The following is a 12813-nucleotide window of genomic DNA, read 5'->3' as shown; positions in this document are numbered from 1 at the left end:
TAACAGAAAAACCCGCAGGCAACTGCGGGTTTTTTATTATTTGAATATCAAGGTGCGCTAAGCGGCCCTCTTTGTTCATTTGAATCAACTATTCGATATCGTTGATCACATCGATGTCGGTGAGAGGATAAGCGTATTGAAAGTTGGCTATTTCGTCGAGAAGCCACTGGCGAAAAAGTTGGACTTTCTCTCTGCGGAAATAGCCAGTAGGTGCGCACATGTAGTAGCTATACCTTGGCTTTAACGCAGTACTGCCAATGCGCACCAGTTTCCCTTCTTTTATGTAACGCGCTGCTAGTGAGTGCTTGACTAATCCGACCCCCTGCACCGCCAGGGCTCCCTCCAAAACAAAATGCGATCCATCGTATTTGAGTGTCGACTGTCCCCCGTTAAGACCTAGATTACTTAGAAAAGAGGCCCAGTCCATGTCTGGCCAAGTGTCTTCAATCAGATCCACTTGGTTGATGTCTGCCAGCGTTTGGATATTGTGCTGTTGCCGATAAATCGGGTGACAGACGGGATACATAACATCATCCATTAGCCATTGGCTCTCAATATTGGGGTAGTTTCCTCGTCCATAGCGAATGCATAAATCGATTCGGGAATCATCAAATGTGATCAGTTGATTGGTTGGTTCGAGTAGCAGAGCGATATGAGGATAGCGGCTTTTGAACTCGGTCAACCTAGGCACTAACCAATGCTGAGCAAAAGAGGGCAAAGTGGAAACCGATAGCTGATTGGGGTTTGGGTCGGTATTGATTAAGCGAATACCTTCTTGCAAGTGGGTAAAGCCTTTCTTTGTCTGTTCAAAAAGCAGTGCACCTTCCGCAGTCAGTTGTACTTTTCTATGCTGGCGAACAAAAAGATCAACGTTTAACCACTCTTCCAATTGTCGAATCTGCTGACTGACTGCGGCTGCGGAAACAAATAACTGCTCGGCCGCACGCTTGAAGCTGCCTTGCTGACATGCGATATAAAAGTAATACAAACCTTACAGCGGTGGCATTCTCTCTTTCACTTAAGTATTCCTTAACTTAATGATGGTTTTTATCGTTTGAGGATTGGGGACGATAAAGCGATTATTAGCTCGAACAAAGCTTAATTTCAAGGAGTCAATATGGAATCCAGCATAAATCATCTACCTCTTAATGCTAAGAAAACAGTACGGTCACTTAAGCGTTTATTTATCGAAGTGTTGCGTTGGAAAAGAAACTACCAAACGCGGCGACAGTTGTCCGAGTTGTCGGAACATATGTACAAAGATCTTGGTCTGACTAAAGAACAAGTTTCGAATGAGGTGAAGCGTAGCTTTTGGGACTAACTGAGAAAGGTCATATCGATGTTTGTAAAGGAAAAAACCGCAGGTTCAAGAATAGGAGTGAGCCTGCGGTTTTTGAGTCTTTAAGACGTGTTGATGGAGAGGTTATTGTTCCCAAACCACCAGTTTGTCTTTTGGCCAGTTGTGGCCAACTTCGTGATACTTCTGCTCAAGCACATGGCGCTTTATTTTCAATGTTGGCGTCAAAATGCCGTTATCGATACTCCAGGGCTCTTTAATCATCAGGACTCCCTTGATCTGCTCATGAGATTCCAATTCGGCATTCATGCGTTTGATGACTTTTTGCGTGGTTCGTTCATACCGCTCACGGTCAAAGTGAGGGAAGTTATGTGGCACAACCAGTAATATTGGTGCGGGTAACCCGGACCCAATGAGGCACATCATCTCCACACGGCTGTATTCAAAGAGTTTTTTCTCGATAGGAACAGGTGCGACAAACTTGCCTTTGGCGGTTTTGAAGGTGTCTTTTTTACGCCCTTGAATGGTCAAATAGCCCTCACTGTCGATAGAGCCTATATCGCCAGTATGTAGCCAACCTTCTTTATCAAAGGACTCTTTGGTGGCAATGTCATTCTTATAGTAGCCAGAAAAGAGCCCTTGGCTGCGAACCATGATCTCGCTATCTTCAGCGATTTTAAGTTCAATGCCCGGCCCTGCATTACCAACACTGCCGATTTTGTCGGCCCTAAATGGGTAATTCAATGTGGTGTAGGCAAAGGCCTCTGTCATTCCCCAAGCTTCAGTAATGTTGAGCCCGACACTGTGGTACCACTGGAGCAGTGCAGGAGAAACTGGAGCGGACCCACAACCCAGCACGCGAGCTTGATCTAAACCAAGTCCATCGGCCAGCTTCTTTTTGATCAAGGAATTGACCAAGGGAATCTTTAGCAAAAAATTAAGACGTTTTTGCGGCAATTTGTCCTGGATGCGTTGCTGGAACAGTGTCCATAAACGTGGTACTGAAATGAACAGCGTTGGGCGCTGCATTTTGACATCTTCGATAAAAGTATCTAGCGATTCCGGAAAGGCAGTCGGAACACCGCCGATTACTGAGGAGCCAAAGATATAGACGCGCTCAGTGATGTGCGCGAGAGGTAAATAGGAGAACAGGCGGTCGTTTTCTTGAATTCCGATGTGTTTAATCAGTTGATGCACCGACCAACAAAATGCGCCATAAGTGAGCATCGCGCCTTTCGGCAGACCAGAGGTGCCCGAGGTGTAAACTAAAGACATCAGTTTATCATCGTGGTGCTGCGGGCGCTCTTGACTCTGCTCGGCCTTGGCAATCAAGTTTTTGTACTGATACTGGCATTGTGGCGCAGAATCATACGGCAACGCGATGCTCTTGATATCGGTCATCTCGTCGATAACTTTTTGCGTAGTCTCCGGATTATCAAGTTTACCCGCGATCAAAACTTTACTTTCACTGTGGCTCAAGCAGTATTCAATCGTTTCTGAGCTGGCAGTTGGAAAGATCGGGACACTGACGTAATCACCAAGCATCATCGCTAAATCGCAGATAAACCACTCGGCGCAGTTTTTCGAAATCAGTGCGACACGATCGCCCGGTTGTACCCCGAGCTCGCGAAGAGCGGTGACTAAACGCAGCGCTTGGTCAGCGACTTGCTCATAGGTGAACTCGACGAACTGGCGGTTAATGATTTGTTTTAGATAGACCTCATTCGGGCGTTCCGCTGCCCATTTTAAGATCATTTCATTTGGCGGTGGGAGAGCGCAGTTGGGTTTGCTTAACTCGTTAGGCTGAATCATTCTCTAACTCCATGTTATTGGCAAAACAATCGTTATTTTTATGTTAATTTGTTGTTAATTTAGCATGATTTGGGTTGGCCAGAAATAAAAATCCACGTTTGTTGGTGAGAAATTGTGTCAAGCCATGTCGCTAATTTGCTTCGCTGACCTTTGCCGGGATGTGGCATTGAGAGGAGAGAGCGGCGTTGCCCAACGGTAGTCAAAACAACCCGTTGAGCAATCAATACGTTTGATGACTTGCGATCTGGATTAAAACCCGCCGCTGACAATACCTGCGAGCATAAAGAAAATAACCAACGCCAATATGGGCAGCTTTATCTGTTTGTGCAGAAAAAAGCCGCACAAAATTAGCCCGACATCAAGACCAGTACTTACCGCACTGCTAAACACGGGTTGATAAAGCGCCGCTAGCAGTAGGCCCACCACTGACGCGTTGACGCCCATCAATGCGCCACTGACTTTCGGTTTGTTTGCCAGTTGTTGCCAGTTTTTCAAGACAGCGAGCATCAGAAGAAAACCAGGCAGAAAGACGGCGCATGTCGCGACTAAGGCGCCGAAAATAGGTGCTTGTGGATGAAGTGCATAGCCAATGTAGGTAGCAAAGGTAAACATAGGCCCAGGTACGGCTTGCGCAGCGGCGTAACCGGTTAAAAAGGCGTCTTGACTGAGCTTATCGCCGACAATGTTTTGCAAAAGAGGCAGCACTACATGGCCGCCACCAAACACCAGACTGCCTGCTTGGAAGAAGTCGTTGAAAAGCGTGAAAAGAGAGTGTTGGGTCGCGGCAATGGGCAGAACCAATAGCAGCAGAACAAACATCACCAGTGGCCATAGTGACGGTTTAAACTCGGATGGAGAAGCGACCTTGTCGCTTTTTATAAAGGCCACACCAATCAAAGCAGCTACAAGCAACAGCAACATTTGTGTCGCGATCGAAGGGAAAACCAGCAAGGCAAAAGCAGTGCCCACACACAGCGCAGTGGTTAGACGCGTGCGACAAAAATTCTGATACATGCCCCAAGCCGCATCGGCGACCACGACTACGGCCAGCAGCTTGAGACCATGCACTACCTGTTCGAACCAGACATTGCCCATGATTTGGCTGCTTAGCAGCGCCAACAGCAACATGACAATGACTGACGGAAGCGTAAAACCGAAAAAAGCCGCACAAGCTCCAGCTAAGCCCCCTTGTTTGTAGCCTAAACCAAAACCGACCTGACTTGAGCCCGGCCCCGGCAAAAATTGGCTTAAAGCGACTAATTGAGCGTACTCCTCATCGCTTAGCCAATGGTGTTTTTCCACAAAGGTATGACGAAAGTAACCAATATGTGCTGCAGGGCCGCCGAAACTGATCCAGCCCAAGTAAAAGAAGGTTTTGAAAATTGTGAACATGGATTTTTCTCATATAAATGATGAGCACACTGTACGCAGCGACTTATAATGATTCAAATTAATAGTTTTCATTTTTTGTATGAATAGGATGGGATGAAAGTGCTCGGCGATCTGAACTGGAAGAATATGGATCTGAACCTGCTGGTGGTCTTCTCACAGCTTTACCGCTACCGGAGTGTCAGCGTCGCCGCCGAAATGGGCTTTGTTAGTCAGTCGGCCATGAGCCACAGCTTAGGCCGACTACGCATTATGTTGGACGATCCGCTGTTTGAACGCAAAGGGCATAAGATGGAGCCAACTGAGTACGCACATAAAATTGCGCCGTTTATTGATGGGCTACTTGAATCGATTTCACGCGAGCTTTTGACTCGGCGTGAGTTCTGCCCATCACAGTTTGAAGGTGTTTGCCGTATCGGTTTGACCGACTATGCAGAGTTCATCTTCGCGTCTCAATTGTATGACGCGATACGTTCGGAAGCACCTAACGCGCAAGTCAGCTTTGTCAATGTCAACCGTCAAAACTATCTCTCCTTAACGGAACAAGAAAAGTTGGATGTGGTGATAGGATCGATCCCGCAACTGGATAGCAAGTTTTGTGCGCAGTACCTCTACACTGAGCGCCATGTATGCCTGTGCGATCCAAAGCTTATTGATGTGCAAAGTATGACGTTAGAGAAATTTGCGGCGCTTGAACAGGCGTTGGTCAGTACCGATGGCAGTTTGACGACACAAACCGACAAAACGTTAGCTTCATACGGTTTGAGCCGCCGTGTCTCTTTAGCCAGTCGAAACTTTCTCACGATTCGCCATCTTCTCGCTGGCCGAGAGTTAATCGCCATCGTGCCAGAACGTATGGCGAAAGCGAACGGTTTTGATGATGGTCTGGTGACGTTTCAGCCACCTCTCGCCGTAGCCGATTTCGATATCTCCTTGGTTTGGCATGCGAGTGCCACACAAAGTGATAAGGGACTGTGGCTTAGAGGGGTGGTGAAAGCGTCGATCGAATAGGTGAAATGGCTAGAATAGACGCATAACCACTTGGTGCATTTCATGGTTTTGCATAATATTTTTTGAGCTTAATAACAATCTGCATTTCTATTCTGGCAAAGTAAAAACCGTCGACCATGCTAAATAAAGTGAGTCTAAAAATAACAAAATTATCAGTCTCAACATTTATTCAAGATTGATTTAGGGTGGTATCACGTCATGTTGAAGCTAAGAAACATCAAAGTCAGCTACAAGCTGACTATTATTATTGCGGTTGGAATACTGGGATTTCTCTCTCTTCTGGCTATTTCTGCCAATGCACTCAAACAAAATCTCATTTTCGAAAGAGAAGCCCGCCTAACTGCGGTGATCCGCAGTGTGTTTTCTCAAGTGACTTATCTCAATCAGACGTTACCGAGACAAGAAGCGCAGCAACAAGCGCAAGCATTGATCAAACATACACGCTTTGACGGCGAAAATTATCTATTTGTGATAGATGAAAACCGCTACACCATTGTCCATCCCATTCGTGATGATCTGGTCGGAAAGCAGATGGGCAATGGTAGCGACGGGCAATTCTGGTTCACTATGGTAGAAAAAGGCAGTGGTGGCCGAACCGGGTCATTGATCTACCCTTGGCAGAATAATGCTGGCCAGCCAGCCGATAAGCTCTCGGTGGTACAAGGTTTTGCGCCTTGGGGATGGATTATTGGTTCGGGTATGCTGCTAGATGACATTGAAGCGGCGGTCAACCAGCAGATCATGAAAATGGGGCTAGCCACTTTAATCGTCACCTTGCTGATGAGCGGCTTGGGTATTGTGATTACCCGCGCAGTGGTTGAGCCATTGCAAGCGATTCGCGAAAGCATGAAGCAAGTGGCGAAAGGCGATTTAACCGCTCGTGTGAAGGTTGAAGGTCGAGATGAGTTCGGCCGCTTGGCGCACGATATCAACGAAAGCATTACTTCGGTTCGGGATGCTCTGTATGAATCCGTGCAGTCAGCGTCAGAAGTAGCCGATGCCGCGGTGCGTATTGCTACTTCAGCGGAAGAGACCAGCCAAGCGGTAGTCAGTCAGCGCGATCAACTCAATCAACTGGCGACCGCGATGAATGAGATGAGTGCGACGGTGGCCGATGTGGCTGGACATGCTGAAGACACGGCGCGCGATACACTCGATGCCACCAAAGAAGCGAATCTCGGTGACAAGGATGTGCATTCTAGTGTCGATAGTATTCGCCAGCTTTCCGTTGAGTTAAATGTGGCTAATGAGCAGGTCAACAAACTCAAAGAAGGCGTGATGCAAATCAGTGAAGTGACCAGTGTGATTAGCGGCATTTCTGAACAAACCAACCTTCTGGCTCTTAATGCAGCGATTGAAGCCGCTCGCGCTGGCGAACAAGGACGAGGTTTTGCCGTGGTCGCTGACGAAGTGCGTAATCTCGCTGGGCGTACTCATCATTCGACCGATGAAATTCAAACCACGATAAATCTTCTACAGCAACTTGCTGTGGCTGCGGTGGATGCGATGCAAAAAAGCCGCTCTTTGGCCGACAGCAGTGTTGCACAGGCAGAGCATGCTGGAGAAGATTTACAGCTTATCGTTGACCATATTCGTCATGTGAGTGACAAAGCGACGCAAATAGCGACCGCAGCGGAAGAACAGAGTGCCGTGGCGGAAGAGATGAATCGTAACGTCAGTGGGATTAACGACGCCGCGATGGAGATGTCGCAAGCCGCCAATTTCTTGGCCGAAGAGAGTGAAACATTAGCGGATCTCTCTCGCCAGCTCGATGAAAAAATGATGCGCTTTAAAATTTAACGGTGTTGAGAATAGGAGAAGAGAGATGCTGAGTGTTGGGCTTTGTATCTCTTCACTTCTTTGATCTGCCAAACATATCTAAAGACTGTTTGCACACGTAACGACTTATGCTTGCAAGAATGTTATCTGATGGTTGATTAGTATACAAAAGTATAAATATATCATCCATTTTTATGGAATTGGTCTCATTTTATGAGATTTTTAATTGGTTACAAAGTAATAAAGATTATAATCCCGCGCGATTGGTTTACTGTTTAACAGTATGATATACAAGGGAATTATAATGAAAAAAATTTTGCCGATTCTGGCATTGGCTATGGGTGCTGCATTTACAGCAGGTGCGGAAGAGATCGAACAAACTCACGTTGGCCCAAAACAGGGCTGGTATGTGGGGCTTGAAGGACTAAAAACAGAAGTTTCCATCAATGATGCAAATACGAAGTCTTATGATCTGGATGCCGGGGCTGCATTTTCTATTGGTTTCGATAAAAAAATCACTGACAATTTCGTGACTGGTATTGAGTTTGAGTACGTCAATTACGGCTCTAAAAATTTGGGTAGTGCACTAGCAACGACCACTAATGGTGGGATTGTTTCTGCGGATGTTGAAGGATCGTTTTCAGGCTATGGTCTGAATATTCGCCCGAAGTACTATTTTTCTAATACTAAGTTTTATTTAGGGGCTCTACTGGGTTATTCAGCAACTAAATTTGAAGTAGAGCTGACCAAAAGCAACTACAACTCTGCCAAGTTGGAGAGCGAAAGTGGCAATGGTTTCACTTACGGTATTGAAGCTGGCTACGAGTTTGACTCTGGTTGGATGATCCAAGGCGGTTACCGCGCTCTTGGCACAGAGTTCTACGACACTAATGTTGACCTAACAGCCCTTTACATCGGTGGTCGTTACAAGTTCTGATGATTACTTGATGGTTGACCCAAGGGAGCATTATGCTCCCTTTTGTGTTATCAGTGCATCGATCAGTGGATAGTGATGCTCCTCAACGCCAGCTAAATTGCCGTATTTTGGCGCGTGGCGGTCGTTTTCTTTGGGAAAGTGCCAACCGACGGTGTAGTCGATAAAATGACGGGCGAAATCGGTCGAGATTTCCAAGCAACCAGCTAAAACCGTATCGACATAGCTTTGCATGATAGGGCTTAAAGTGCTGGGGGGCTCTGGCCGCTCTTTTACATAAACCCAAATTGGATAGTCACGATGAAAAGTGTGCTCCGTTTCTATCTGTTCTGCGCTGATGGCAATGCGGTGATAACCGCGCTCTCTTCGATCAAACTCAGCTAATGCCCGCTCATCAATCTCAAGCAACACACCATTGACTTGGCTGTCGCCACGGTTAACCACCAAAGGTGAGAGGATATAACTCTCGTCCACTTTGCCCCAATAGCGAACTAGGCCATGAGCAATAACAGGAATTGCTTCGCCTGTTTGCCCGGTTAATTGGCGCGATGCTGAATTGATCAAACTACCATAACCAAAGATGTACATAAGAGCTCCCAAAGTGATCGCGGTGAGACTATTTATACCCACCTGAGAATAATTTTAAACTTGTATTTGTTTTGCATCTTTTGGTGTTACACTGCGGACATGCGAGCAAAATCAAATCAGCTATGGGGGCTGCGATGCTAAACATTACGGATAAGCGGGTGGAGGAAGCGATCCCACCTTGGTTAAGATTGGGGTTTCGTCCTTTCTTTCTACTGGGCTCTATTTATGCAGTTGTCGCCATTGTTGCTTGGGTATGGATGTTTCAAAAAGGGCAACCTTCTTGGTTGGCAGTCCCCGCGTTGTGGTGGCATGTCCACGAAATGCTGTTCGGATTTGCCATGGCGATCGTCGCTGGCTTTTTACTCACCGCAGTACAAAACTGGACAGGATCAAATGGCACCAAACACCATCGTCTCGCTTGGCTGGTGGTACTTTGGATCCTGCCAAGAGTTCTGCTCTGGACACCCACGCCACTTTGGCTGACCTCCAGTATTGAAGCCTTGTTCCTTGCTTTAGTCGCGTATGAAGTCGGAAGTCGTGTGGTAAAAGCGAAAGGTTGGCGCAACCTGTTTTTCGTGCCCCTTTTTCTGTTGGCGATAGCGGCCAATTTTGCCAGTTACGCCACCATAAAAGGCATGCCGCCTTTTAGTGCCTCTGCAGTGTGGCAGGCGATGTTGTGGTGGTTTACCTTACTCCTTTCGGTCATGGGTGGCCGCGTTATCCCGTTTTTTACTGCCCGTCGTTTTAACTTTGAAAAAGCGCCGACTTTAGTTTGGTTAGATTGGCTGGCAAACTTGCCACTGGTTTTGCTGTTTGTTCTCAGCTTTTTCCCGGTCACTTTTCTGCAAATCGGTCCGGCGCTGATGCTGTTTACAGGGGTTGCTCAACTGGTTCGTTTTTGCCGTTGGCAACCATGGCGAACATTGAGCGAGCCGTTGGTTTGGTCACTACACGGCGCGTATTTGTGTCTGCCGCTTAGCTTGATCTTGCGAGGTATTTGGCACACTCCGTTGGCAACGCATAATTTGCTGCATCTGTTCGCCATCGGTGCGCTGGGCGGCTTGATCTTGGCGATGATTGCGCGCGTAACAATGGGGCACACGGGGCGGATGATATACAAAGGGCCTAATCTGCGCGTCGCTTTTTTCTCCATCTTGTTGGCGGCTTGCGTGCGCAGCTTGGGGGTGATCGCTTTTCCTGAACATCTGTTTGTGTGGGTAAACTTGAGTGCGGCGCTGTGGGTTATCGCTTTTACCTTGTTTGTGGTTAAGTTTGGCAAGATGTTACTCACGCCAAGGGTGGATGGACATCCGGGATGATAGAAAAAACTAAGCCACTCGTGGCGAGTGGCTTGGTTGTTCTCAGAGCTTGTTGTGTAAGATTAGAAACCGCGCATCTGAATACGGCGCAAGAATTCGGTCATGATGCGATCGTAAAGTAAATCACCGAGGAAGGCGTCTTCGACATGATGATCGATGCTCGGGTTGTCATTGACTTCAATCACGTACACTTGGCCATCAATCTCTTTGAGATCCACGCCGTAAAGGCCATTACCGATCAAGTTGGCCGCTTTGAGTGCCACATCCACCACATTTTTCGGCACTTGTTTTAGATCCAGCGTTTCAAAGCCACCGGAAGAGACGCGGCCACTGTTGTGATGCTGATAAATCTGCCAGTGACCACGGCTCATCATGTATTTACAGCCAAAGATCGCTTGGCGGTTCAAAATTCCAACGCGCCAGTCAAAGTCGGTTGGCATAAAGGCTTGTGCCAAAATCAACTCGCTCTTTTCAAACAACGCCGCCGCTTCTTTTTCCAGCTCTTCATCATTACGCACTTTCACCACACCACGTGAAAATGCGCCATCTGGAATTTTCAGTACCATGGGAAAGGTTAGTTCGCTGAGTAGATCACTTTTCCACTCCGGGTCAAAGTTTTTCAAAATCACGCTGGCTGGCGCGGGTACTTTGTTGTTTTTCAGAAGCTCAGTGAGAAAGACCTTGTTGGTGCACTTCATGATCGACTCGGAGTCGTCCATCACCACCAGTCCTAGTTTCTCGGCCGTTTTAGCAAAGCGGTAGGTATAGTTGCTGATATTGGTGGTCGCGCGGATAAATAGGCCATCGAACTCGCCAAGGCGCGAAATTTCATCACGAGAAATGGTTTCCAAATTCATCCCTAAACGTGCCGCGGCACGCTTAAAGCGTTTGAGCGCGGAAGGGTCTGACGGGGGCATTTTCTCTTCTTCATCGACCAGCATTGCGATATCGTAGCGATATTTTTTCTCTTGCTTGGGTTTGCGCCATACTTTGTTGGAGAACATCTCTAGCGACTCGATAAAGAAGTTTTCCTCTTGTTCTTCAAGATCTTGGAATGGGAAAGGCTGCACTGAGTCGATTTGCCAGTTGTGCTGATTGCGGGTCATTTTCAGCTCAATCACCGGCACCATAAACTGTTCAAACAGGCGTCTGGCCAGCTTTTCTAGCCCTTTTTGCTCTGTGCGGCCAAAGTAGATCTTGCACGCGATCTCATCTTGATCTTTCGGTAGACGATGAAGGCGAAGAAAACCGGAGGAGATCAATAATGGCTGGGTAATGTCGTTGATGGCAGTGACGGTCGGAATGACGCGATGTCCACGTGCGCCTGCCATCAGTGAACAGTAGTAACCACTGCTCATGTAACTGTAATCTCGGCACAGGTTAACCACCTGTACACTGCGCTGATTGTGTTGCCATTCACTGTCTAAATATTGGGCAACATTGACCACTTGTTCGGATGGAAAATACTGCTGCCAATCACTGGTTTGGTCAGTCACAATTAAAAGATTTGCCATCTCTTTTTTTCCTTAATAAACGAGCTATGATGAGGAAGCTTTCTTACTCATTCCCGAAGGTGCCAAATGGATTTTCGTGTCGCGAAAATGACCGATCTTGATGCGTTGAACAAGCTGGAAAAAGAACTTTTCACGGGTGACAGAATTGCACCGAGACAAATGAAACGTTTTATCCAATCTGAGCATGCCGTACTGCTGGTTGCGGATAGTGGCCAACAGTTAGCAGGCTATGCGCTGTTACTGTTTCATCAAGGAACACAACTATCAAGATTGTATTCGATTGCTGTAAGACCTGAGTTTCGTGGGCAGAAAATTGCTCAGTCTTTGATTGAACTATGTGAGCGTTCGGCCATTGAACAGGGTTTCACTACATTACGCCTTGAGGTTCGTGAAGACAATACAGCCGCAATAAATTTGTACCAAAAATTGGGTTACAAAACCTTTAAATTACTGATTCATTATTATGATGATTTGTGTGATGGCATCCGCATGCAAAAGCGGCTGGCTCACTATGGGCCGAAAACGTTACTGCCGATGCCTTTATACGTGCAGACTACGCCGTTTACTTGTGGCGCGGCCTGTTTGCTGATGGCCTTTGCACATCACACTCCGGAGTTTACGCCGTCAAGAAAAGAGGAGTTACAACTGTGGCGTGAAGCGACAACGATTTTCATGGCAGCTGGGCACGGTGGTTGCAGTGGCCACGGCTTGGCGCTTGCTGCGGCGCGACGTGGTTACCATGTCGAGCTGTGGAGTCATGCCAAATCGACCCCGTTTATCGACAGCGTGCGAGATGAAAACAAAAAGCAAGTGATTGAAATCGTCCATCAAGATTTCTGCCAACAGTTGCAAGAGTTTGACGTCAGCATGATTGAAGCGCCGCCAACCCAAATGCAATTGGAGCAGTGGGTCAGCGAAGGGGCGAGCGTGCTGCTGCTGATCAGCACCTACCGCTTTAATGGCAGTAAGGAGCCGCACTGGGTGCTGTTGAGCGGTATGAGCGAGCGCTTTTTCTTTATTCACGATCCGCATGCCGAGTCTGAGCAAGATGTCATAGCCTCGGCACATGTGACGGTGAGTAAAAAGGCGTTGTCGCAGATCATTGGTTTTGGCAAACAGAAACACACGGCCTGCGTGGTGATCAAACCAGGCCGTGTACCTCGATAATAG

General features: G+C 47.3%; 11 protein-coding genes. 6 read left to right on the top strand and 5 right to left on the bottom strand.

What is annotated here, in order from left to right; translation table 11 throughout:
- Positions 1–88: 88 nt before the first annotated feature.
- Positions 89–988 (bottom strand): LysR substrate-binding domain-containing protein, encoded by a 900-nt coding sequence (locus EWA64_RS05305; RefSeq protein ID WP_244881498.1) that lies wholly within the window; start codon positions 986–988, stop codon positions 89–91.
- 129 nt (positions 989–1117) lie between these two features.
- Here EWA64_RS05305 and EWA64_RS05300 point away from each other — a divergent pair, with 129 nt between their 5' ends.
- Positions 1118–1321, top strand: a complete 204-nt coding sequence (locus EWA64_RS05300) for a DUF1127 domain-containing protein (protein ID WP_061894988.1) — start codon at positions 1118–1120, stop codon at positions 1319–1321.
- 102 nt (positions 1322–1423) lie between these two features.
- Here the strand turns inward: EWA64_RS05300 and EWA64_RS05295 are convergent, their stop codons facing one another.
- Complete coding sequence (locus EWA64_RS05295; RefSeq protein ID WP_061894987.1) at positions 1424–3109, bottom strand: AMP-binding protein; 1686 nt, start codon at positions 3107–3109, stop codon at positions 1424–1426.
- Between the two features lie 249 nt (positions 3110–3358).
- Positions 3359–4501, bottom strand: coding sequence for a chromate efflux transporter (gene chrA / locus EWA64_RS05290; protein WP_061894986.1), 1143 nt, complete (start codon positions 4499–4501; stop codon positions 3359–3361).
- 99 nt (positions 4502–4600) lie between these two features.
- On the opposite strand from chrA, the gene EWA64_RS05285 reads away from it, so the two are divergent.
- The 3 genes from EWA64_RS05285 to EWA64_RS05275 all read left to right on the top strand — a co-directional run bounded on the left by EWA64_RS05285 (position 4601) and on the right by EWA64_RS05275 (position 8225).
- Positions 4601–5509 (top strand): LysR family transcriptional regulator, encoded by a 909-nt coding sequence (locus tag EWA64_RS05285; protein WP_425315138.1) that lies wholly within the window; start codon positions 4601–4603, stop codon positions 5507–5509.
- Between the two features lie 198 nt (positions 5510–5707).
- Positions 5708–7309: a methyl-accepting chemotaxis protein gene (locus EWA64_RS05280; RefSeq protein ID WP_061894984.1), complete on the top strand. Its 1602-nt coding sequence runs from the start codon at positions 5708–5710 to the stop codon at positions 7307–7309.
- Positions 7310–7592: 283 nt separating this feature from the next.
- Entirely contained in the window at positions 7593–8225 is a 633-nt protein-coding gene (locus EWA64_RS05275) for an outer membrane beta-barrel protein (protein WP_061894983.1), read from the top strand.
- Between the two features lie 30 nt (positions 8226–8255).
- Here the strand turns inward: EWA64_RS05275 and EWA64_RS05270 are convergent, their stop codons facing one another.
- Complete coding sequence (locus EWA64_RS05270) at positions 8256–8810, bottom strand: gamma-glutamylcyclotransferase family protein (protein ID WP_061894982.1); 555 nt, start codon at positions 8808–8810, stop codon at positions 8256–8258.
- A 134-nt stretch (positions 8811–8944) separates the two neighbouring features.
- On the opposite strand from EWA64_RS05270, the gene EWA64_RS05265 reads away from it, so the two are divergent.
- Complete coding sequence (locus EWA64_RS05265) at positions 8945–10129, top strand: NnrS family protein (RefSeq protein WP_061895015.1); 1185 nt, start codon at positions 8945–8947, stop codon at positions 10127–10129.
- A gap of 62 nt (positions 10130–10191) precedes the next feature.
- Here the strand turns inward: EWA64_RS05265 and EWA64_RS05260 are convergent, their stop codons facing one another.
- On the bottom strand, positions 10192–11643 hold the full coding sequence (locus tag EWA64_RS05260) for a RimK family ATP-grasp domain-containing protein (RefSeq protein WP_061894981.1): 1452 nt from the start codon (positions 11641–11643) through the stop codon (positions 10192–10194).
- Between the two features lie 66 nt (positions 11644–11709).
- Here EWA64_RS05260 and EWA64_RS05255 point away from each other — a divergent pair, with 66 nt between their 5' ends.
- Positions 11710–12810, top strand: a complete 1101-nt coding sequence (locus tag EWA64_RS05255) for a GNAT family N-acetyltransferase/peptidase C39 family protein (RefSeq protein ID WP_061894980.1) — start codon at positions 11710–11712, stop codon at positions 12808–12810.
- Positions 12811–12813 lie beyond the last annotated feature (3 nt).

The sequence above is a fragment of the Vibrio cidicii genome (assembly GCF_009665415.1).
GTDB classification, from domain to species: Bacteria; Pseudomonadota; Gammaproteobacteria; order Enterobacterales; family Vibrionaceae; genus Vibrio; species Vibrio cidicii.
This window is presented reverse-complemented; position numbering and strand designations above follow the sequence as displayed.